This window comes from Paraburkholderia bryophila (assembly GCF_003269035.1).
Classification (GTDB): domain Bacteria; phylum Pseudomonadota; class Gammaproteobacteria; order Burkholderiales; family Burkholderiaceae; genus Paraburkholderia; species Paraburkholderia bryophila.
Window position 1 is genome coordinate 76,366 of sequence record NZ_QLTK01000016.1, and the last position, 19,938, is coordinate 96,303.

A 19,938-nucleotide genomic window follows, 5' to 3' on the forward strand; every position below is an offset into this window, starting at 1 on the left:
GCCCGTGTGACGCCTTGCCGCCCGCGCGCCGCGCCTGTGCTGTAATCCCCGCCGCTTCGCCTGACTGACTGTATTTGAGCGCACTGCCGCAATGTGACCAAGGAATCGGCATGAACGGAATCGACACGGCCGTCGCTTCGCTGCTAGCGAACCGGATCGACAGTCTGCTCAATATCGCCCCCGGCAGCGCGACCGCGTCGCAAACCGGCGCGGCGAGCGTCGATACCGCGCCGACCACCATTGCGCCTGTCGCGACACCCGCACCGCAACCTTCCGCCCAAACCGCGCTGTCCGCCGTCGCGTTGACCCTGAGCGCGATCGTGCGCTCCGGCGGCGAAGCGACCCCCGCCGTGCTCGGTCAGGCGCCGATCTGGCCTGCCGCACCGGCGCTCGACGTCGAAGTCGGTGCCTTGCCGCTGTTCGATACGCCGGCGGCTTCCGCTGCGGCCAATCCCAATCCGAATACCGTCGCAACCGCGGCCACCGCCAATGTCGCGGCGGCGCAGGTGCCCGTGGCGGCGCTCGCGGCCGCGCTCGAACAGACGGTGGGCGACAGCGGTCTTTTCTACGAGGCCCATCTCGCGCAATGGCTGGCGGGCCAGCGTTCCCCCGCGAGTCTGGCCGACGAGGCGCAAAACAAGCTGGTGGCCGCCGCGCAATTGCCGCTCGATTGGGCGAGCGATGGCGGCGAGGCGAGTGCATCGACGGCGTCGACCCGCCAGGGTATGGGCGCCGCGCCCAACAACGGCCAGCCGAACGGCGCGCAGGACGCCAACGCCGCGCGTGCGCAGCAACCCATTCCGAACGCGCAAACCGCGCGCTTCGTGGCCGGCGAGGTGCTGGCCAGCTCGCTGTCGGATCTGAACGGCCAGGCGACGCATGCCAATCTGCATAGCGCGACGCCGCAGGCAGCCGACGGCGGCGCGTCGCAGAGTTCGCAATCGATGGCGGCAGCGGTGCATCCCGCGACCGTGCCGTTGGTGCGCCAGCAACTGGACATGCTCGCGACCGGGCAATTCCGCTGGACCGGCGAAGCGTGGCCGGGCGCCAAGCTCGACTGGACCATCGAACAGGACGGCGACGAATGGGACCGTAGTGGCGGAGGCGCGGCGAGCGAGGACGACCAGCCGTGGCGCACCCGTCTGACGCTGTCGCTGCCCACGCTCGGCACCGTCGACGCGGAATTGACGCTGACCGGCACGCGCCTCGTCGCGCGGGTGCAGGCGAGCCCCGTCGGCGCGGCGCGGCTGGCGATGCAGGGTGAGAATTTCCGTCAGCGGCTGGCGGCGGCGGGGATCGAATTGAACGGCTTGACGATTCGCGAGATCGGCGGCGGCGCGCCGTCGACCGGCGCAAGCGCGTCGGGCGCCGCAGCGGCCGCGCAGGCGGCGGCGTCGGCGTATGCGCGCTCGGCATCGGCTTCGGCGGCGGCGGATAAAGCGGCGGGCCGGCGGACGCCGAAGAGCGCCGCGCTCGACGATTTCGACTGGGAGATGTGATGAGCCGCAAACACCGCCGCAGCGCGGCCGCGCTCGTCTACGACGCCAAAGGGGGCGACCCCGCGCCGCGCGTGATCGCGAAAGGCTACGGCATGCTGGCCGAGATGATCGTGCAGCGCGCCAAGGAAGCCGGCCTGTACGTTCACGAGGCACCGGAGATGGTGTCGCTGCTCATGCAGGTGGATCTGGATTCGCGGATTCCGCCGCAGCTTTATCAGGCCGTGGCGGAAATGCTCGCGTGGTTGCACAGGCTGGAAAGCGGCGCGGAGAGCGAACCCGCGCCAGGCGCCGATGCCGACGACGCGAACGATGTCACCGATGTGGTCGCCACGGAAGTAGAGGGCGGCACGGCAGGGCGCTGAGCGCCCGCGTCAAAATCGCATCATCAGCTTCAGCAGCGCATTCACCCGTTTGCCGTACGGCGGCGAGATCCATCCGCGCGCGTTCAGGCGCGCCTGCGTCAGCACCGGCTTCATCTTCGAGAAGGTCACGAAGCCTTCGTAACCGTGATATGCACCCATCCCACTCGCGCCGACGCCGCCGAACGGCAGGCTTTCGCACGCCAGATGCATCAGCGTCTCGTTGATCGCCATGCCGCCGGCAATCGTTTCATGCGTCACGCGCTCGATGGTGGCGGCGTCGTCCGCATACAGATACAGCGCGAGCGGACGCGGCCGGGCGTTGATCCACGCGATGGCGTCGTCGAGCGTGTCGTACGGGACGATCGGCAGCAGCGGCCCGAAAATCTCCTCCTGCATCAACGCGCATTCGTCGGGCGCGTTCGTCACGGCGATTAGCGGATAACGGCGGCTCGCCGGATCGGGCGAGCTGTCGGTGAGCGTATGTAGTTGCGCGCCGGCGGCCTGGGCTTCGTCCGCGAGACGTTCCAGACGGTCGAAGTGGCGTGCCGAAATGATCGAGGTGTAATCCGGATTGCCGGCGAAACCGGGGTACATCTTCGCCATCCGCGCGCGGGCCCGTTCGACGAACGCCTGCTCCTTGCCGCGCGGCACCAGCACGTAGTCCGGCGCGATACAGGTTTGGCCCGCATTGAGTGTCTTGCCGGCGATCAGGTTGTCCACCGCGTTATCGAAGCGCGCATGCGCGCCGATCAGCGCCGGCGATTTGCCGCCGAGCTCCAGCGTGACCGGCGTCAGATGCTCGGCGGCGGCGCGCATCACTTCGTGGCCGACCTTGGTCGAGCCGGTGAACAGCAGATGGTCGAACGGCTGCGCGCTGAACGCGGCGGCGAGTGTCGCGTCGCCGTTCACCACCGCGACGTGATCGCGCGCGAAGGTCTGACCGATCAACTGTTCGAACAGCGCCGAGGTGCGCGGCGTCAATTCCGACATCTTGATGATCGCGCGGTTGCCGGCGGTCAGCGCGCTGATCAGCGGGCCGACGGCGAGCAGCACAGGATAATTCCACGGCACGATAATGCCGACCACGCCGAGCGGTTGCGGCACCACCTTCGCGCGGGCCGGCAGCAGCCACTTGTTGGTGCTGCGGCGTTGCGCTTTCATCCAGCGCTTGCCGTGCCGCAGCGCGGCGTCGATTTCTTCCTTCACCAGCAGGAATTCGGCGAGCAGCACTTCCTGTTTCGCCCGGTTGCCGAAGTCGGCGTTCATGGTCTCCGCGAGCGCGTCGCGGTTGTCGAGCATGACTTTGCGCAGCGCTTTGAGGTGCGCGGCGCGTGTCTCCCATGACGGATACGGCGCGCGCAAATAAGCGTGGCGTTGATCGCGCAGCAGCGCTTCGAGCGCGGCGACCTCGGGCAGATCGTTCTTCATGTGTGTCCACTCCCTGATGATGTCGGTGCGCGTTTGCATCGCGCTTTATTGGTTTATCGATGCTGTCGGTGCGGTGTGCCTGAAGCTCTGTTGCCGGATATCAGGCGGGAAATGCCCGCTCGATGATTGCAGCGTGGTCGACGCTCGCCGGCAACGTGCCGTACACGCGGCCGCTTGCGCCGCTGTCGTCGGCGAGCCGGCTCGCAATGAACGCGTCGGCAACGTCGGCCGGCGCATGCTGGACCAGCAAGACCGCCTGCGCGATCAGCACGATCTGCTGGGCGATCCGCCGCGCCGACGCTTCGCGCTGGTCGGCCGGCCCGTTGAGCGCGGCGGCGAGCTTGCCGAGCGCGGCGCGCAGTGCGGGCTGCGCATGCGCGTCCGCCTGCCACGCGGCGAACAGCGCCTGGGCCGCGTCGGGCTCGCGCTCCATGGCACGCAGCACGTCCAGGCACATCACGTTGCCGGAGCCTTCCCAGATCGAATTCACGGGCGCTTCGCGATAGAAACGCGCCATCGGCCCCGTTTCGACGTAACCGTTGCCGCCCCAGACTTCCATCGCCTCGCCGGTGAATTCCAGCGCGCGTTTGCACACCCAGTATTTCGACGCCGGCGTGACGATGCGCCGCCACGCGCGCTCGACCGACGAAGTGGACGACGCGTCCGCGCTCGACTCGAACGCACGCGCGAGTCGCATGAACAGGACGGTGGCCGCTTCCGACTCCAGCGCCAGATCGCCCAGCACGTTGCGCATCAACGGTTGTTCGGCCAACTGGCGGCCGAACGCGCTGCGGTGTCGCGCATGATGAATTGCCTGCACCAGTGCCGCGCGCATCAACGCCGCGCTGCCGATCACGCAATCGAGCCGCGTGTAGTTCGCCATCTCGATGATGGTCGGCACGCCGCGCCCTTCGTCGCCGATCAGAATGCCGAACGCGTCGAGAAATTCGACTTCGCTGCTCGCGTTCGAACGGTTACCGAGTTTGTCTTTCAGACGCTGGATCTGCACGTTGTTCTTGCGGCCGTCCGGCGCGAAGCGCGGCACGTAGAAGCACGACAGACCTTCGTGTTCGTCGGTGCGGGCGAGCACGAGATGCGCGTCGCATTGCGGCGCGGAGAAAAACCACTTGTGGCCGACCAGCCGATAGGCCCCACCGCGGCCGCTGCCCGCTGTGGCATAGGCGCGCGTCTGATTGCTGCGCACGTCCGAGCCGCCTTGCTTCTCGGTCATGCCCATGCCGATCATGGCGGAACCTTTGTGCGAGAGCGGCACGTCGCGCGGATCATGGTCGCGCGCGTAGAGCTTGTCGCGTAGCTTGTCGAACAGCGCCGGTTCGCGCTGCAGCACGGGAATGCTCGCGAACGTCATGGTCAGCGGGCACAGCGAGCCGGATTCGATTTGCGCGTGCAGAAAATAGCCGGCGCAGCGCGCGACCATCGCGCCGCGCTGCGGATCGGAAAACGGCAGCGCGTGCAGACCTTCGCGCCGCAGCAGCGACAGCAGCGTATGCCATGACGGATGAAACTCGAGCGCGTCGATCCGCTCGCCGCGCGGGTTGTGCGTGAACAGTTCCGGGGTGTGACGGTTGGCCAGTTCGGCGAGGGCGAGTGTGTCGGGCGTGGTGAGCGCCGCGCCGTGCCGCAGCAAGGCATCGCGATGCCACTGCGCGCCGTCGCGTTCTAGAGCGGCGGACAACGCGGCGTCGCTCGCGAACAGGTTGTAGTCCGCCAGCGGCGGAACCTGATTCGTCACCTCGTGAGTCTGGCCGAAGCTATGCCGTTCCATCTGCTGTCTCCGTTCGCCGCGAGTTCGCCGGTGCCGTTCGGCGGGGTGCTGTTCGAGCGCTGCGTGTCGTGCCGCACGCTATGAGGACGACGCTCACCGTGCCGTGTTTGAATGCGCCGTGGCGCGCTGGCGCGGCCGTCCGGCGGGCTGGCGCGCGTCTTTCATCATAGGGGTGCGATGGGTCTTCCGTTTAGAGTAATCGCTCTGGCGCGAAGCTGCCGCCGCCTCCCAACGCTCCCTACAATGCCGTTGAAACACACGTAGACAAGTGTGCACGAGACAGGGTTCGCGAGCAACGCGGCCCCAATGCGGCCCCGGCGCGGGTCGTCAGGAGGAGCGGATGCAATACGACTACATCATCGTCGGTGCGGGCTCGGGCGGTTGCTCGCTGGCAAGCCGTCTTGCCGATAGCTGTCCCGACGCGACGATCGCCCTGATCGAAGCCGGACCGCATACGGACCGTAATCTGTTCGTCAACATGCCGGTCGGCGTCGCGGCTGTCGTGCCGAACAAGCTCAAGACCAACTACGGCTACCTGACCACGCCGCAACCCGGTCTCGCCGGACGGCAGGGCTATCAGCCGCGTGGGCGCGGCTTTGGCGGGTCGAGTGCGATCAACGCGATGATCTACACGCGCGGCCATCCGCTCGATTACGACGAATGGGCGCAACTCGGCTGCGACGGCTGGTCATGGGCGGAGGTGCTGCCGTATTTCCGCCGCGCCGAAGGCAACGAGCGCGGCGCGGATGCATGGCACGGCGACGCCGGCCCGCTCACCGTCTCCGATCTGCGCTATCAGAATCCGTTTTCGAAGCGCTTCGTGCAGGCGGCGCTCGAAGCCGGCTACAAGCCGAATCGCGATTTCAACGGCGCGGATCAGGAAGGCATCGGCTTCTACCAGGTCACGCAACGCGACGGACGCCGCTGCAGCGTGGCGCGCGCGTATATCTACGATCGCGAGCGGCCCAATCTGCATCAGATCGCGAATGCGACGGTGCTGCGGGTGAACTTCGACGGCAAGCGCGCGAGCGGCGTCGAGATCGTGCGGGGCGGTCGCCGCGAAACGCTTGAGGCGCGTGCCGAAGTCGTGCTGGCGGGCGGCGCGTTCAATTCGCCGCAACTGCTGATGTGTTCGGGCATCGGACCGGCCGCGCATTTGCAGTCGCTAGGCATTCCCGTGCTGCACGATGCGCCCGAGGTCGGGCAGAACCTGATCGACCACGTCGATTTCACGATCAACAAGCGGGTGTCGTCGATCGAGCCGACGGGGTTTTCGCTGCGTGGCATCGCGCGAATGTTGCCGCAGTTCGTCACTTTCATGCGTCACGGCACCGGCATGCTGTCGAGCAATGTTGCCGAAGCGGGCGGTTTTCTGAAGAGCCGTCCGACGCTCGCGCGGCCCGATCTGCAATTGCATTTCTGCGCGGCGCTGGTCGACGATCACAACCGGCATATGCATTGGGGTCATGGCTACTCGCTACACGTGTGCGTGTTGCGGCCGCACAGTCGCGGCTCCGTGACGCTGGCGAGCGCGGACGCGCGCACGGCGCCCGTGATCGATCCGCGCTTCTTCAGCGATTCGCGCGATCTCGACCTGCTGGTGGAGGGCGCGCAGATGGCGCGGCGCATTCTCGATGCGCCTTCGCTCGCGCTGCATGGCGGCGCGGAGTTGTACACGCAGCCTGGGCAGACGGCCGAGGCGCTTCGGCAAACCATCGCGGAACATGCCGACACGATCTATCACCCGGTGGCAACCTGCCGGATGGGTGGCGACGCGCGGTCGGTGGTCGATCCTCAATTGCGGGTGCGAGGCGTGACGGGGCTGCGGATCGTCGATGCGTCGGTCATGCCGACGCTGATCGGCGGCAACACCAATGCGCCGACGGTGATGATCGGTGAGCGCGCGGCCGAACTGATCGCGGCGAGCCGACGCGATGCGCCGGCGGGCCAGGCAGGACAAACCCCGGCGACGCCGCGAACGAACGGGTTAGCGGCTTCAGCGGCGTGAAGCCGGGTTACGCGACGCGCCAGGTCTTCATCGACACCGACTCAGCCCGAACCGTAGCGTGCAACCAACGCGCGCGAACCGCGCGCCGGCGGCGGTCGGGCGTTACTTGCCCGTCGGCGCCGGCACCGTGATACCGCTTACACCGATGCCCGGCCCCAGCATGAAGTCATCGGCGGCCTGACCCGGCAACGCCTCGCGCGCGACGTCAAGCCATGCGCGCGCCGCATGCGACAGATAACCGTTGCGGCGCCAGCCGATCGCCATTTCCCACGGAATCTCGGGCTCCGCCACGGGCCGACAGGTGAACTGCGCCGGATCGAGTCGCCGGCAATACGGCGCCGGCAACAACGCAATGCCGACGCCGGCCTGCACCAGCGCCGCCATGAAATCCCAATGCCCGCTGCGCCCGACGATGGTCGGTGCGAAACCGGCCGTGCGGCACGCATTCAGCACCACATCGTTGAGCGCGAGACTCTCGCCGTAGAACACGAACGGTTCGTTGGCCAACTGCGCGAGCGGCACCTCATGCAGTCCGTCCCAGCGCGAGCCGGTGCGGGCGACGAGCCACAGCAACTGATACGTGATCGGCAGCACCTCGATGTTTTCCGGATCGACCGGCTGCAGCACGCCGCCCAATTCCAGCTCACCATTGATCAGCGCCGTTTCGATCGCGCGCGAACCCTGCTCGAACAGCTTCAGTTCGATTTTCGGGTAGCGCTGGCGGAACGCGGCGATGGCGGGCGTGAACAGCGAACCGCCCATCGGCGGAATGCCGATGGTGAGTTCGCCCCGGCCGAGCGTGTCGAGATCGTTCAACTCGGCCTGCAATTGCGCGTGCGCCGCCAGCACGTCCTGACCGCGCTGATAGACGATCCGGCCGGCGTCGGTCAGCACCATCTGCCGCCCGTCGCGCAGCAATAACGGCGAGCCGATCTCGTCTTCCAGCGACTTCACCATCTTGCTGATGGTGGGTTGCGTGACGAACATCTGCTCGGCGGCGACGGTGAAGCTCTGTTGACGAACCACTTCGACGAAATACCGCAACGCACGTAGTTCCACGATCTCAGGCTCCAGAATTCCAAATTGGAATGATCCCGAGGATTGTAAGTCATGCCATTTATGCGGCGGCGCAAGTTGTGTGACCCTCGTCAAAAGACTGGCGCGGGTCGCCGATTTGCCGCGCGGGCATTTCAGGATGGGCGCTGCCGCAAGCGGGATACCATCGGCGGCTCTTTTTTGCGGCCGGCTGTGTTCCGTTTCGATCCATGACACCGATTTCCATCATCATCCCGTGCTACAACGCCGCGCCGACGCTGGTCCGCGCGCTGCAAAGCTGCCTGATCCAGCCCGAAGCGGCACAGATCATTGTTGTCGACGACGGCTCGTCGGATGCGTCGGCCGACATGGTGACTTATTGCGCGTCGCTCTACCCGCGCGTGAGCCTGCTGTCCATGCCGTGCAACGGCGGCGCCGCGCGGGCGCGCAACTGGGGCGCGCTGCACGCGTCGCATGATCGGCTCGCCTTTCTCGATGCCGACGACGAGTACCTGCCCGGCGCGCTGACTGCCGCCGCCGATTTCCTCGAGCGGAATCCGGCGGACATGGCCGTGCGCCTCGACGTCGAGTACGCCGGTTTCCCTGCCGACCTCACCGCGCACCCCGACTTCACCACGCACACTACGACGCTCAGCAATACGGTGCCGAGCAGCCTGATCATCCGGCGCGCGGCGTTCGCGGCGCTCGGCGGTTTTCCGATGGACCCGGTGTTTCGTCGCATCGGTGGGGAAGACGGCGCGTTTTCGTGGGCGCTGCGCGACATCTTCGGCAACCGGCGTCTCGATGACAGGCCCCGCGTGCGCATGCATTACCACCCGGGCATTCACGCCGAACGCTACTTCCGCATCGCGCTGGGTTTGCACCAGCCGGACCCCGCCGATGTGGCCGACGCGTTTCATTTTTCACAGCGTTTCGTGGATAGCGCGCGAGCGGGCATCGATCGATTACGCGCGGCTTTCGTCACGAACGTGACGCCGGCGTAGGCCACATCGGCCCCGCCACCACACCTCGACCGATGCGTCATAAGCCGCGCACCAAAAGCTGAACCAAGCCTGCGCCGCGCACCGTTTTCCGCTCGCGCAAGCCGGCCCGCACGAAACACCGAAGCTCGCCACCAAGCCATCTCGATTTGCTACAATCGCCGTTCGCCTTCGAGGAGCGTTGCGACGGGTACCGCGAATCGACATTCGCCGGCCGCCCGCCAGGCTCGAAGGCTTCAATCGGAGGGTCGAATGCGCGTAGCGCTTTCGCCACCACCGCATCGAACCGCGCTCACGTCAAATTTCTAGTCAATTTCTTAGAAAGGAGGGCGTGATGAACGCCGCAGTAATCGATTCCCAAGCTTCCCAGGACTTCATCGTTGCCGACCTGTCGCTCGCCGACTGGGGCCGCAAGGAACTGACCATCGCCGAGACGGAAATGCCCGGCCTCGTGCAAACGCGCGAAGAGTACAAGGCGCAGCAACCGCTGAAGGGCGCGCGCGTGGCCGGCTCGCTGCACATGACGATCCAGACCGGCGTGCTGATCGAGACGCTCACCGCGCTCGGCGCCGACGTGCGTTGGGCCTCGTGCAACATCTTCTCGACGCAGGACCACGCCGCCGCCGCGATTGCCAAGGCCGGCGTGCCGGTGTTCGCGTTCAAGGGCGAATCGCTCGACGAGTACTGGGAGTTCTCGCACCGCATTTTCGAATGGCCGAACGGCGAATTCGCCAACATGATTCTCGACGACGGCGGCGACGCCACGTTGCTGCTGATCCTCGGCTCGAAAGCGGAGAAAGACCGTTCGGTCATCTCGAAACCGACCAACGAAGAAGAAGTCGCGCTGTACAAGTCGATCGCTTCGCATCTGGATGCGGACCCGACGTGGTACTCCACGCGCCTCGCGCATATCAAGGGCGTGACGGAAGAAACCACCACCGGCGTGCACCGTCTGTATCAGATGGAAAAGGAGGGCCGCCTGCCGTTCCCGGCGTTCAACGTCAACGATTCGGTCACCAAGTCGAAGTTCGACAACCTGTATGGTTGCCGTGAGTCGCTGGTCGACGGCATCAAGCGCGCGACCGACGTGATGATCGCGGGCAAGATCGCGGTCGTGGCCGGTTACGGCGACGTGGGTAAGGGCTGCGCGCAATCGCTGCGCGGCTTGGGCGCAACCGTGTGGGTCACCGAAATCGATCCGATCTGCGCACTGCAGGCGGCGATGGAAGGCTACCGTGTGGTGACGATGGAATACGCGGCCGACAAAGCCGACATCTTCGTGACGGCAACCGGCAACTTCCACGTGATCGGCCACGATCACATGGCGGCCATGCGTCACAACGCGATCGTCTGCAACATCGGTCACTTCGATTCGGAAATCGACATTGCGTCGACCCGTCAGTACCAGTGGGACAACATCAAGCCGCAAGTCGACCACATCATTTTCCCGGACGGCAAGCGCGTGATTCTGCTGGCTGAAGGCCGCCTCGTGAACCTGGGTTGCGCGACGGGCCACCCGTCGTTCGTGATGTCGAACTCGTTCACGAACCAGACGCTCGCGCAGATCGAACTGTTCACGCAGGGCGAGAAGTACGAGAACAAGGTGTACGTGCTGCCGAAGCATCTGGACGAGAAGGTCGCACGCCTGCATCTGGCGCGCATTGGCGCAGAGCTGACCGTGCTGTCGGACGAACAGGCCGGCTACATCGGCGTCGACAAGAACGGCCCGTTCAAGCCGAACCACTACCGCTATTAAGCACGCGGCTGGTTTGACGGCATGACAGTTTGACGACAGGGCGGCGCATGATGCGCCGCTTTGTTCGCCATCGCCGTCTTTTTGTGCCGTTTCGCGCTTTTCCGCGCGCGTTTCTCCGTTACCGGACATCCTGTTTAAAAGGAGCTCTACATGACCGTGCTGCTGACCTGGCTGATCAACGCGCTCGCGCTCCTGATCATCACCTACCTCGTTCCGTCGATCCATATCCGTAGTTTCGGCACCGCCCTGATCGTCGCGGTGGTGCTCGGACTGATCAATACGATCCTGCGTCCGGTGCTGATCCTGTTGACGCTGCCCGTCACGATTCTGACGCTCGGGCTTTTCATTCTGGTGGTCAATGCGCTGTGCTTCTGGCTGTGCGCGTCGCTGCTGAAGGGCTTCGAAGTGTCGGGTTTCTGGTCGGCGTTCATCGGCTCGATTCTGTACAGCATCGTTTCGTGGATCCTGTCCGCGATTATTTTCGGCAACCGCAGTCTCGGTTGACCTACTGAATCATGAAACCCATCGAACTTTCATTCGAATTCTTCCCGCCGAAAACCGCGGAAGGCGTCGACAAGCTGCGCGCGACGCGTGCGCAGCTCGCGCCGCTCAAGCCCAAGTTCGTGTCCGTCACGTTTGGCGCTGGCGGCTCGACGCAGCAGGGCACGCTCGATACCGTCGTCGATATCGCGAGGGAAGGCATCGAAGCCGCGCCGCATGTGTCGTGCATCGGCTCGTCGAAAGACAGCCTGCGGGCGATTCTCAACGAATACCGCGCGCATGGCATTCGCCATATCGTCGCGCTGCGCGGCGACTTGCCGTCCGGCATGGGCGAAGTCGGCGAGTTGCGCTATGCGTCGGAACTGGTGAGCTTCATCCGCGCCGAGTTTGGCGACTGGTTCTGGATCGAGGTGGCCGGTTACCCCGAATACCACCCGCAGTCGCGTTCGCCGCGTCACGATATGGACAATTTCGTGCGCAAGGTGAAGGCCGGCGCCAACTCGGTGATTACGCAGTACTTCTTCAATGCGGACGCGTATTTCCGTTTCGTCGACGACGCGCAGAAGCTCGGCGTGGATGTGCCGGTCGTGCCGGGCATCATGCCGATCACGAACTACTCGCAACTGATGCGCTTCTCCGAGATGTGTGGCGCGGAAGTGCCGCGTTGGGTCGCGCGCCGGCTGGAAAGCTTCGGCGACGACCGCGAGTCGATCCGCGCGTTCGGGCTCGACGTGGTGACGGATCTGTGCGAGCGCCTGCTCGACGCCAACGTGCCGGGTTTGCATTTTTATACGCTGAACGGCGCCGCGGCGACCAAGGCGATCTGCGAACGTCTGCACGCCTGAGATCCGGTTCGTCAGGATCGGGATGAGAAACCGCGCGGCCGACCCAAGCCGCGCGGTTTTTTTTGCGCCGCACCACCCGGGCGCCGCGCCGACCGAGCGCCACGAGTCCTATGCTTGGCATGAAATAGCCACGGCCGCCACGCTTTTTTCCGTCCCCACCCTCTGCGGTCGGCCGGCCGCCCAGCGCCAGCGCGCGGAGCGCCCTCTGCCCTAAAGGTTTCCGATCGTCAACACGGGTAATTTCCTCCGCTTGTTGCCCCGAGCCAAGCTCAAGTAAGATCGCGCTACGCCGGCGACAGCCGGCCCCGATCCTGGAGGAAACATGAAGCAAAACAATCTGTTGCGCGCCGTGCGTGTTACGACGCTCGTCGCCGCCGCAGCGGCATCGCTGGTGGGCGCGAGCGTCGCGCGCGCCGAGATTCCGAATAAAACCCTGGTTTACTGCTCAGAAGGCAGTCCCGCGGGTTTCGATCCGGCCCAATACACCACGGGCACCGATTTCACGGCTAACACGTTCACCGTCTACAACCGCCTCGTCGAATTCGAGCGCGGCGGCACCAAGGTCGAGCCGGGCCTCGCCGAAAAGTGGGAAGTGTCCCCGGACGGCAAGACGTACACATTCCATCTGCGTCACGGCGTGAAGTTCCAGACCACGTCGTTCTTCAAGCCGACCCGCGAATTCAACGCGGACGACGTCCTGTTCACGTTCCAGCGCATGCTCGACCCGAACTCGGCGTTCCATAAGGCGTATCCGGTCCAGTTCCCGTACTTCACGGACATGGGCCTCGACAAGCTGATCACCGGCGTCGAAAAGGTCGACCCGTACACGGTCAAGTTCACGCTGAAGGAAGTCAACGCGCCGTTCATCCAGAATCTGGCGATGGAATACGCGTCGATCCTGTCGAGCGAATACGGCGACCAGTTGATGAAGGCCGGCAAGGCCGCCGACATCAACCAGTACCCGGTCGGCACGGGTCCGTTCATTTTCCGCAGCTACACGAAAGACGCGACGATCCGCTTCGACGGCAATCCGGATTACTGGAAGCCGAACGCAGTGAAGATCTCCAAGCTGATCTTCTCGATCACGCCGGACGCCGGTGTGCGCGTGCAGAAGATCAAGCGCGACGAATGCCAGGTGATGAGCTATCCGCGTCCGGCCGACATCGCGCCGCTGAAGGCTGAATCGAGCCTCGACATGCCGTCGCAACCGGGCTTCAACCTCGGCTATCTCGCGTACAACGTCACGCACAAGCCGGTCGACAAGCTCGAAGTGCGTCAGGCGCTGGACATGGCGATCAACAAGAAGGCGATCATCGACTCGGTGTATCAAGGCGCGGGCCAGGCCGCGACGAACCCGATGCCGCCGACCCAATGGTCGTACGACAAGAACCTGAAGAGTGCGTCCTACGATACGGACAAGGCCAAGGCACTGCTCGCGAAGGCCGGTTTCCCGAACGGCTTCGACATCACGCTGTGGGCGATGCCGGTGCAACGCGCCTACAACCCGAACGCCCGTCTGATGGCGGAAATGATCCAGGCCGACTGGGCCAAGATCGGCGTGAAGGCGAAGATCGTCACGTATGAATGGGGCGAGTACATTAAGCGCGCGCACGCGGGTGAAGACGACACGATGCTGATTGGCTGGACCGGCGACAACGGCGATCCGGACAACTGGCTCGGCACGTTGCTCGGCTGCGAAGCGGTGAACGGCAACAACTTCTCGAAGTGGTGCTACAAGCCGTTCGACGATCTGATCCAGAAGGGCCGCGTCACGTCGGATCAGGCCGGCCGCACCTCGGCTTACATGCAGGCGCAGCAGATTTTCGCGCAGCAACTGCCGTTCTCGCCGATCGCTCACTCCACGGTTTACCAGCCGGTTAGCAAGAAGGTGGTCGACATGCGCATCGAACCGCTCGGCTACGCGCGCTTCGACGGCGTCAGCGTCAAGTAATTCGCCTGGCGAATCGTAATAGTTACGCAGTACGCTTTTCGCACGGTTAGAAAACTGGTCGAAATGGTCCGGCGACCGGGGTCACAAGCCCTCGTCGCCGGTTGCGTTTTTTCTTCATCAAGACCATAGGGACACAATCATGTTCCGCTTTGTTTTGCGCCGCATCGGCATGGTGATTCCGACTTTCATCGGCATCACGATCCTTGCGTTCGCGCTGATTCACCTGATTCCGGGCGACCCCATCGAAGTGATGATGGGCGAGCGCGGCGTCGATCCCGCGATGCACGCCGCGGCGCTGCACCGGCTCGGGCTCGACGAACCCCTGCCGATGCAGTACGTCCACTACGTCGGCCGCGCGCTGCATGGGGACCTCGGCATGTCGATCATCACCAATACCAGCGTGATGGGCGAATTCCTCGCGCGCTTTCCCGCCACCATCGAACTGTCGATCTGCGCCATGCTGTTCGCGCTGATCGTGGGCCTGCCCGCCGGCGTGTTCGCGGCGTTGCGACGCGGTACGGTGGTCGATCACGGCGTGATGGGCACGGCGCTGACCGGCTACTCGATGCCGATTTTCTGGTGGGGCTTGATCCTCATCATGCTGTTCTCGGTGAAGCTCGGCTGGACGCCGGTGTCGGGCCGCATCGCGGTCGAATACGACATTCCGCACGTCACGGGTTTCATGTTGATCGACGCAATGATGTCGACCGACGAAGGCGCGTTCAAGTCCGCGCTGAGCCATCTGATCCTGCCGGCCATCGTGCTCGGCACGATTCCGCTGGCGGTCGTCGCGCGTATGACGCGTTCGTCGATGCTCGAAGTGCTGCGTGAGGATTACATCCGCACCGCGCGCGCGAAGGGTTTGTCGCCGGCACGCGTGATCGTCGTGCATGCGTTGCGCAATGCGCTGATTCCGGTCGTGACGGTGATCGGTTTGCAGGTCGGCACACTGCTCGCGGGCGCGGTGCTGACCGAGACGCTGTTTTCGTGGCCGGGTATCGGCAAATGGCTGATCGACGCGATCAGCCGGCGCGATTATCCGGTGGTGCAGGGCGGTATCCTGATGATCGCCACGCTGGTGATCGTGGTGAACCTGTTCGTCGACCTGTTGTACGGCGTGCTCAATCCACGCATCCGCCATACGAGGTAAATCACTATGGCTGACATTCAAAATACAGTCCCCCAAGCGGTCACGCCGCCCAGCGGCCGTGCTATCGCCGCCCGTGAATTCTGGGCGAATTTCTCGCGCAACCGCGGTGCGGTCGCTGCGGGCATCATCGTGCTGGCGCTGATCTTCATCGCGATCTTCGCGCCGCTGATCGCGCCGCACAGCCCGATCGAGCAATACCGCGACAGCGTGAAGATTCCACCCGCCTGGCTCGACGGCGGCAACTGGAAGTTCATTCTCGGCACTGACGAAGCGGGCCGCGACATCCTCTCGCGTCTCATGTACGGCGCGCGGCTGTCGTTCTGGATCGGCTTCGTTTCGGTGGTGCTCGCGCTGATTCCGGGCATCGTGCTCGGTTTGATCGCGGCGTTCTTCGAGAAGTGGGCCGATACGCCGATCATGCGCATCATGGACGTGCTGCTCGCATTGCCGTCGCTGCTGCTCGCGGTCGCGGTGGTGGCGATCATCGGTCCGGGTCTCGTCAATACGATGCTGGCCATCGCGATCGTCGCGTTGCCGGGATATGTGCGTCTGACGCGCGCGTCCGCGCAGGGCGAGTTGCAGAAGGAATACGTGACCGCGTCGCGCGTCGCGGGCGCGGGCACCTTGCGGCTGATGTTCTCGCAAGTGCTGCCCAACTGCACCGCGCCGCTGATCGTGCAGGCCACGCTGGGGTTTTCGTCGGCGATTCTCGACGCGGCCGCGCTCGGCTTTCTCGGCCTCGGCGTGCAACCGCCCGCGGCGGAGTGGGGCGCGATGCTGGCTTCGGCGCGCGATTACATCGACAACGCCTGGTGGATCGTCACCTTGCCCGGCCTGTCCATCGTGATCTCGGTGCTGGCCATCAACCTGCTCGGCGACGGGCTGCGCGATGCGCTCGACCCCAAACTGAAACGGATGGCGTGATATGACCAATCTATTGACCATCCGCAACCTGGCGGTGAATTTCAACGGACTGCCTGCGGTCGACCGGATCAGCCTCGATGTGGCGCCGGGCGAAGTCGTCGGCGTGGTCGGCGAATCCGGTTCGGGTAAGAGCGTCACGATGATGGCGCTGATGGGCCTGATCGACGCCCCTGGCAAAGTCACGGCCGATGAAGTCACCTTCAATGGCCGCGACCTGTTGAAAGCCTCGGCGAAGGAACGCCGCAAGGTCATCGGCAAAGACATCGCGATGGTGTTCCAGGACGCGCTCACCAGCCTGAATCCGAGCTACACGGTCGGCTATCAGATCAAGGAAGTGCTGAAGCTGCACGAAGGGCTGCGCGGCAGCGCGCTGGACAAACGCGCATTGGAGCTGCTCGATCAGGTCGGCATTCCCGACCCGAAAGGCCGCATCGGTTCGTTTCCGCATCAGATGTCCGGTGGCATGAACCAGCGCGTGATGATCGCCATGGCGATTGCCTGCAACCCGAAGCTGCTGATCGCCGACGAACCGACCACGGCGCTCGACGTGACGATCCAGGCGCAGATCATGGAGTTGCTGATCAAGCTGCAGAAGGAACGCGGCATGGCGCTGGTGCTGATCTCGCACGATCTGGCGGTGGTGTCCGAGGTCGCGCAACGCGTCGCGGTCATGTACGCTGGCGAAGTGATCGAAACGAACCGGGTGCCCGATATCTTCGCCGCGCCGCATCATCCGTACACGGAAGCGCTGCTGGCGGCAATTCCCGAGCACAACGTCGGCGCGGTGCGGCTGGCCGCGTTGCCGGGCATGGTGCCGGGGCGCGACGACCGGCCCAAGGGCTGTCTGTTCGCACCGCGTTGCAAGTACGTCGTCGACGACTGCACCAAGGCGCGTCCGGCGCTGGCGCCCGTGCAAGGCCATGCCGAAGTGGCGCGCGTGCGCTGCATCAAACCCCTGAACCTGAGCGGCGACGCCAACGTTCACACCCATGGAGGCGCACGATGAACGCTGTACCCGAAACGCGGCGCCAGTCGAACCATGCGGGCGATCACGTGCTGGTCGCCGACCAGCTCGCGCGTTACTACTCCGTTAAACGCGGCATGTTTTCGTCGGGCACCGTGAAGGCGTTGAACGGCGTCTCGTTCGCGCTCGAGCGCGGCAAGACGCTGGCCGTGGTCGGCGAATCCGGTTGCGGCAAATCGACGCTGGCGCGCCAGCTCACCATGATCGAGGCGCCCAGCGCGGGCCGGTTGATGATCGACGGTGAAGACGTGGCTGGTGCGGATCACGCGAAGATCGCCGCATTGCGGCGGCGCGTGCAGATGGTGTTCCAGAATCCGTTTGCGTCGCTGAATCCGCGCAAGACCGTCGAGCAGACGCTCGGAGAACCGCTCGCGATCAACACGCAACTGAGCGCGACCGAACGCGCCGAACGGATCGCGCAGATGATGCGTACCGTCGGCCTGCGTCCGGAACACGCGAAGCGTTATCCGCATATGTTCTCGGGCGGCCAGCGCCAGCGTGTGGCGATTGCCCGCGCGATGATTCTCGACCCGCAGATCGTGGTCGCCGATGAACCCGTGTCGGCGCTCGACGTGTCGATCCAGGCGCAGATTCTGAATCTGTTCATGGACCTGCAGGAACAGTTCAAGACCAGCTACGTGTTCATCTCGCACAACCTCTCGGTGGTCGAGCATATCGCCGACGACGTAATGGTGATGTACTTCGGCGGCGTGGCGGAACTCGGCGACAAGAAACGGATTTTCTCGAACCCGCGGCATCCGTACACGCGCGCGCTGATGTCGGCCACGCCGTCCATCTTCGAGGCGGATCGCACCATCAAGATCAAGCTGCAAGGTGAGATGCCGTCGCCGCTGAATCCTCCGTCGGGTTGCACGTTTCACCTGCGCTGCCCGTATGCGATCGACCGCTGCCGCAGTGAAGAGCCGAAGCTGCGTGAAGTAGACGGCCGCCAGGTGTCGTGTCACCGCGCCGAGGAGGTGGGGGACGTGAATGCCTGATGGGGTGGCGGCGCGTCGTTTTACGCGCCGCTCGCGTGATGGCGGCCGCCGTGCCGCTTTCGCGCGGCGCTGGAGGAGGCGTGCGCTGACCGGCGCCGTGCTCGCCTGTTCGGTGTTCGGCATCGGTTCGGTCTTGCCGCCGGGCATGACGTTGCATGTGCTGCCGATCGGACTCGCGCAGGCTGCTGGGGCGGCCGCCAATGCGCCAGGCCAGGCCGGGCGTGCGGCGCCGCCACCGCCCAGCATGCCGGCGCCCCCGCGCGCCAGCGTGCCCGGTTTCAACCCGCCGCCCGCTTCGCCGGGCACCACCGCGAGCGGCCCGGTGCGTCAACAGCCGGCGCGCATGCCTTTCTACGTCGCGACACGCGGCACCACCACCATTTACGTTCTGGGCACGCTGCATGTCGGCGATCCCGCCGACTATCCTGCCAAACAGCCGTTCCGTGCGCCCATCCTCGGCGCCCTGGCGGCGTCGCCGACTTTGGCGCTCGAACTCTCACCCGACGAACTACTGGTCTCGCAAGACGACGTGTCGAAGTACGGCGTGTGCCGGCGCGACTGTCTGCCGGGTCTGTTACCCGATCCGTTATGGCGCAAGCTGGCCTTTCGTCTGCGGGGCAATCCCGCCGCGCTGGACGCGATCAAGAAGATGCGGCCGTGGCTCGCGTCGCTGGTGGTCGAAACCTACGATTCGCTGAGCGCCGGCCTGCAAACCGAGTACGGCACGGAAGCGCAATTGCAGAACGTGTATATCCGCACGCGCGGCAAGATCGTCGGACTCGAAACCCTGCCGCAACAAATGCGCGCATTCACCGGGCTCTCGCTCGCGCAGCAGCGCGAGATGCTGGCGCAGGACCTCGTGCAGACGCCTGCGGAAAACGTCGAAGACGTGCGGACCCTGCACCGCTTGTGGCGCGTCGGCGACGCCGATGCGATCGCCGCCTGGCAGGCGGCCAAATCCGAAAAACTCGCGCGTGACCAGCGCGTCTCCGATTCGATCGACAACCGCATCGTCTACGAACGCAACCGGCGTTTCGTGTCGCGCATGTTGCTGATTGCCGCACCGAACAAACCGGTGTTCGTGGCGATCGGCGCATTGCATCTGGGCGGCCGCAAAGGCGTGTTGCAACTGTTGCGGCAACACGGTTTCGTGGTGGATGCGTATTGAAATTCGCACCATGGTCCGGGTGCGCAAGACTCCCCTGATTGACGCGGCGTCCTAAGCCGGGTCGGCCGTTCGGCCAGAATAGGAACGAGGTTCCACACCGCCAGTCCGATGCTGACGTGTGCCGCAAAATGCTCGCGGCGCACGCTGACATGGCGTGTTCTTGCATGCTATGATGTATGTACAAACGTCAATACAGGTGGCGTGTGCTTTTCGAATGGGACGAAATCAAGAATCAGATCAACATCCGCAAACATGGCATCGATTTCAGCGATGCGATCGACGTGTTCAATCATCCCGTACTGACGGCGCTGGATCAGCGCGAAGACTATGGCGAGGAGCGCTGGATAGCGCTGGGTTGTATATCGGTGATCCTCGGCGTGGTGGTGTATGTGGAGCGCGACGAAAACGTGCTGCGGATCATTTCGGCGCGCAAGGCAACCCGCCGCGAAATCACGCAATACAGGCAGCGTGTCTGGCACTGACTGAAACGGGCGCCGTCGCG

17 protein-coding genes and 1 riboswitch are annotated in these 19,938 nt (G+C 64.7%); of the genes, 14 read left to right on the forward strand and 3 right to left on the reverse strand.

The genetic code is table 11. From position 1 onward, the window contains the following. The first annotated feature begins 110 nt into the window (after nucleotides 1-110). Nucleotides 111-1,499, forward strand: coding sequence for a flagellar hook-length control protein FliK (fliK, locus tag BX591_RS21965; RefSeq protein ID WP_111933416.1), 1,389 nt, complete (start codon nucleotides 111-113; stop codon nucleotides 1,497-1,499). Continuing rightward, nucleotides 1,499-1,861, forward strand: coding sequence for an EscU/YscU/HrcU family type III secretion system export apparatus switch protein (locus tag BX591_RS21970; protein WP_111933417.1), 363 nt, complete (start codon nucleotides 1,499-1,501; stop codon nucleotides 1,859-1,861). Before fliK ends, BX591_RS21970 begins: the two co-directional genes overlap by 1 nt. A 9-nt stretch (nucleotides 1,862-1,870) precedes the next feature. Here the strand turns inward: BX591_RS21970 and BX591_RS21975 are convergent, their stop codons facing one another. Together BX591_RS21975 and BX591_RS21980 are read right to left on the reverse strand one after the other, a co-directional pair. Continuing rightward, nucleotides 1,871-3,289, reverse strand: a complete 1,419-nt coding sequence (locus BX591_RS21975) for a coniferyl aldehyde dehydrogenase (RefSeq protein WP_111933418.1) — start codon at nucleotides 3,287-3,289, stop codon at nucleotides 1,871-1,873. A 100-nt stretch (nucleotides 3,290-3,389) separates the two neighbouring features. Then, nucleotides 3,390-5,075, reverse strand: a complete 1,686-nt coding sequence (locus BX591_RS21980; protein WP_111933419.1) for an isovaleryl-CoA dehydrogenase — start codon at nucleotides 5,073-5,075, stop codon at nucleotides 3,390-3,392. A 340-nt stretch (nucleotides 5,076-5,415) separates the two neighbouring features. Here BX591_RS21980 and BX591_RS21985 point away from each other — a divergent pair, with 340 nt between their 5' ends. Next, nucleotides 5,416-7,083: a GMC family oxidoreductase gene (locus BX591_RS21985; RefSeq protein ID WP_111933420.1), complete on the forward strand. Its 1,668-nt coding sequence runs from the start codon at nucleotides 5,416-5,418 to the stop codon at nucleotides 7,081-7,083. Nucleotides 7,084-7,185: 102 nt separating this feature from the next. Here the strand turns inward: BX591_RS21985 and BX591_RS21990 are convergent, their stop codons facing one another. Continuing rightward, a complete protein-coding gene (locus BX591_RS21990; protein ID WP_111933421.1) occupies nucleotides 7,186-8,142 on the reverse strand; it encodes a LysR family transcriptional regulator in 957 nt (318 codons plus the stop codon). A 206-nt stretch (nucleotides 8,143-8,348) separates the two neighbouring features. Here BX591_RS21990 and BX591_RS21995 point away from each other — a divergent pair, with 206 nt between their 5' ends. From BX591_RS21995 to BX591_RS22045, 11 genes are all read left to right on the forward strand, one after another. Then, nucleotides 8,349-9,122 carry a glycosyltransferase family 2 protein gene (locus tag BX591_RS21995; RefSeq protein WP_111933422.1) on the forward strand — a complete coding sequence of 258 codons (774 nt, stop codon included), beginning with the start codon at nucleotides 8,349-8,351 and terminating at the stop codon, nucleotides 9,120-9,122. 164 nt (nucleotides 9,123-9,286) lie between these two features. Further along, nucleotides 9,287-9,420: riboswitch (S-adenosyl-L-homocysteine riboswitch) on the forward strand. 33 nt (nucleotides 9,421-9,453) lie between these two features. Continuing rightward, nucleotides 9,454-10,875, forward strand: a complete 1,422-nt coding sequence (ahcY, locus tag BX591_RS22000) for an adenosylhomocysteinase (RefSeq protein ID WP_111933423.1) — start codon at nucleotides 9,454-9,456, stop codon at nucleotides 10,873-10,875. Nucleotides 10,876-11,025: 150 nt separating this feature from the next. Then, nucleotides 11,026-11,379: a phage holin family protein gene (locus BX591_RS22005; protein ID WP_111933424.1), complete on the forward strand. Its 354-nt coding sequence runs from the start codon at nucleotides 11,026-11,028 to the stop codon at nucleotides 11,377-11,379. A gap of 11 nt (nucleotides 11,380-11,390) precedes the next feature. Beyond that, on the forward strand, nucleotides 11,391-12,221 hold the full coding sequence (metF, locus tag BX591_RS22010) for a methylenetetrahydrofolate reductase [NAD(P)H] (protein WP_111933425.1): 831 nt from the start codon (nucleotides 11,391-11,393) through the stop codon (nucleotides 12,219-12,221). A 322-nt stretch (nucleotides 12,222-12,543) separates the two neighbouring features. Continuing rightward, nucleotides 12,544-14,172 (forward strand): ABC transporter substrate-binding protein, encoded by a 1,629-nt coding sequence (locus tag BX591_RS22015; protein ID WP_111933426.1) that lies wholly within the window; start codon nucleotides 12,544-12,546, stop codon nucleotides 14,170-14,172. Nucleotides 14,173-14,311: 139 nt separating this feature from the next. Next, nucleotides 14,312-15,322, forward strand: a complete 1,011-nt coding sequence (locus BX591_RS22020; RefSeq protein ID WP_111933427.1) for an ABC transporter permease subunit — start codon at nucleotides 14,312-14,314, stop codon at nucleotides 15,320-15,322. 6 nt (nucleotides 15,323-15,328) lie between these two features. Then, on the forward strand, nucleotides 15,329-16,246 hold the full coding sequence (locus BX591_RS22025; RefSeq protein WP_111933428.1) for an ABC transporter permease subunit: 918 nt from the start codon (nucleotides 15,329-15,331) through the stop codon (nucleotides 16,244-16,246). A gap of 1 nt (nucleotide 16,247) precedes the next feature. Then, nucleotides 16,248-17,252: an ABC transporter ATP-binding protein gene (locus BX591_RS22030; RefSeq protein ID WP_111933429.1), complete on the forward strand. Its 1,005-nt coding sequence runs from the start codon at nucleotides 16,248-16,250 to the stop codon at nucleotides 17,250-17,252. Further along, on the forward strand, nucleotides 17,249-18,268 hold the full coding sequence (locus tag BX591_RS22035; RefSeq protein ID WP_111933430.1) for a peptide ABC transporter ATP-binding protein: 1,020 nt from the start codon (nucleotides 17,249-17,251) through the stop codon (nucleotides 18,266-18,268). Before BX591_RS22030 ends, BX591_RS22035 begins: the two co-directional genes overlap by 4 nt. Continuing rightward, the gene (locus tag BX591_RS22040) at nucleotides 18,261-19,436 is read left to right on the forward strand and encodes a TraB/GumN family protein (protein ID WP_111933431.1); all 1,176 of its coding nucleotides are present in this window, start codon (nucleotides 18,261-18,263) and stop codon (nucleotides 19,434-19,436) included. Before BX591_RS22035 ends, BX591_RS22040 begins: the two co-directional genes overlap by 8 nt. A gap of 203 nt (nucleotides 19,437-19,639) precedes the next feature. Beyond that, nucleotides 19,640-19,918 carry a BrnT family toxin gene (locus BX591_RS22045; RefSeq protein ID WP_111933492.1) on the forward strand — a complete coding sequence of 93 codons (279 nt, stop codon included), beginning with the start codon at nucleotides 19,640-19,642 and terminating at the stop codon, nucleotides 19,916-19,918. Nucleotides 19,919-19,938 lie beyond the last annotated feature (20 nt).

What these genes read in the sequence shown, in the direction of transcription:
- fliK (WP_111933416.1), top strand. Translation starts at nt 111, where the DNA reads ATGAACGGAATCGACACGGCCGTCGCTTCGCTGCTAGCGAACCGGATC.
- BX591_RS21970 (WP_111933417.1), top strand. Translation starts at nt 1,499, where the DNA reads ATGAGCCGCAAACACCGCCGCAGCGCGGCCGCGCTCGTCTACGACGCC.
- BX591_RS21975 (WP_111933418.1), bottom strand. Translation starts at nt 3,289, where the DNA reads ATGAAGAACGATCTGCCCGAGGTCGCCGCGCTCGAAGCGCTGCTGCGC.
- BX591_RS21980 (WP_111933419.1), bottom strand. Translation starts at nt 5,075, where the DNA reads ATGGAACGGCATAGCTTCGGCCAGACTCACGAGGTGACGAATCAGGTT.
- BX591_RS21985 (WP_111933420.1), top strand. Translation starts at nt 5,416, where the DNA reads ATGCAATACGACTACATCATCGTCGGTGCGGGCTCGGGCGGTTGCTCG.
- BX591_RS21995 (WP_111933422.1), top strand. Translation starts at nt 8,349, where the DNA reads ATGACACCGATTTCCATCATCATCCCGTGCTACAACGCCGCGCCGACG.
- ahcY (WP_111933423.1), top strand. Translation starts at nt 9,454, where the DNA reads ATGAACGCCGCAGTAATCGATTCCCAAGCTTCCCAGGACTTCATCGTT.
- BX591_RS22005 (WP_111933424.1), top strand. Translation starts at nt 11,026, where the DNA reads ATGACCGTGCTGCTGACCTGGCTGATCAACGCGCTCGCGCTCCTGATC.
- metF (WP_111933425.1), top strand. Translation starts at nt 11,391, where the DNA reads ATGAAACCCATCGAACTTTCATTCGAATTCTTCCCGCCGAAAACCGCG.
- BX591_RS22015 (WP_111933426.1), top strand. Translation starts at nt 12,544, where the DNA reads ATGAAGCAAAACAATCTGTTGCGCGCCGTGCGTGTTACGACGCTCGTC.
- BX591_RS22020 (WP_111933427.1), top strand. Translation starts at nt 14,312, where the DNA reads ATGTTCCGCTTTGTTTTGCGCCGCATCGGCATGGTGATTCCGACTTTC.
- BX591_RS22025 (WP_111933428.1), top strand. Translation starts at nt 15,329, where the DNA reads ATGGCTGACATTCAAAATACAGTCCCCCAAGCGGTCACGCCGCCCAGC.
- BX591_RS22030 (WP_111933429.1), top strand. Translation starts at nt 16,248, where the DNA reads ATGACCAATCTATTGACCATCCGCAACCTGGCGGTGAATTTCAACGGA.
- BX591_RS22035 (WP_111933430.1), top strand. Translation starts at nt 17,249, where the DNA reads ATGAACGCTGTACCCGAAACGCGGCGCCAGTCGAACCATGCGGGCGAT.
- BX591_RS22040 (WP_111933431.1), top strand. Translation starts at nt 18,261, where the DNA reads ATGCCTGATGGGGTGGCGGCGCGTCGTTTTACGCGCCGCTCGCGTGAT.